Origin of the sequence: Subtercola vilae (assembly GCF_004923255.1) — a bacterium.
Taxonomy (GTDB): domain Bacteria; phylum Actinomycetota; class Actinomycetes; order Actinomycetales; family Microbacteriaceae; genus Subtercola; species Subtercola vilae.
In genome coordinates this window covers 1-1079 of the sequence record NZ_QYRT01000102.1, presented here as the reverse complement: position 1 = coordinate 1079, position 1079 = coordinate 1, and the positions used below count along the sequence as shown (strand labels likewise).

Annotated in this window: 1 protein-coding gene; it reads right to left on the bottom strand. The window is 58.0% G+C overall.

Annotation, left to right across the window (positions count from 1 at the left end; genetic code table 11):
* Positions 1-405: 405 nt before the first annotated feature.
* Complete coding sequence (locus D4765_RS19020) at positions 406-744, bottom strand: hypothetical protein (protein WP_136643874.1); 339 nt, start codon at positions 742-744, stop codon at positions 406-408.
* Positions 745-1079 lie beyond the last annotated feature (335 nt).

Here is a 1079-nt window from a genome sequence, read left to right as displayed (position 1 = left end):
GTGCACCCATCTTGCGTAGATTCTGGCGTCTGCGATCAGCGCTCGGGCTTTTGGGGTAGGCGGGGAGGTCACGATGCCTCAGCCTCCAATATCGCGTCAGACCACTCGCGCGATTGCTCGTACTCTTCGGTGTACCCGAAACCCATCCGGTTCTCGAAGATGACCACGGCCCGCGAGTGCTTCTCGGCGTCGACTAATTTTCGAAAGTTGGCTTCAGCTTCGCTGTGGTCTGTTCCGGTCGCGCACCAGCATGGCCAGCGATTATCGTCACCGGGATAGGTGACGTAGTGCCTCTGTCGTTCTGTCTCGTTAGAGGTACTCACGAGCGGGCCTCCGGTCGAATCGTCAGAGCGTCGAGAGCTTCACGAGTGCCGGGGAGCATGCCCTTGAATCGGTCATCGATTTTCATCGGTACATCACCTTTCCGTTTTCGACGTAAACATCGCTGGTACCTCGGCGCTGCATGACAGAGTTTCTGTATGCCTCGTTCTCGGCACGCAGCCGCTCGATTTCAGATTCGAGAGCGGCGCGCTTCGGCTTCTCATCCATCTCGTAGAGGTCACGCGAAGTGGGCGTCGGCGGCATGAAGTCGCGCGCATTTGAAATGTGCTCGTTGAGCGCGTTACTGATCACCGCCCACTGGTCAGTCGTGATCGCTGACCAGTCGATTTGCTCGACAATCTCAGGCAGTGCCTCATCCCAGAAGTAGCCCAGTTCGTTTAGTCGTTCTGTCTCGTTCGTCATGATGCCTCCGGGCAGATAACTCGGTGAAACGCTTCGTCTTCGGAACGGCGGGGGCAAACATCAGCTTTCGGCTTCGCGATAGACGCCGAGATGAAACCACCGCAGTCGTCACACGTCAGTTCCCAGTAGGTCTTACGGGTCGGCTTGCCTGTCATCTCATCAACCCACGGCTTTGTCGCCAGCGTCGCGCTCATGATGCCTCCGGGGTGCGCCGGTCGATCGCTTCGACCCACTGCTGAGCTACGGCGGCGACCTGGATCAGTTCGGTTCGGAGCTTCGAAGTGTCGCTCTCAGCAAACGCTTCGAATACCTCTTCGAGCAGAATGTCCTGCCAG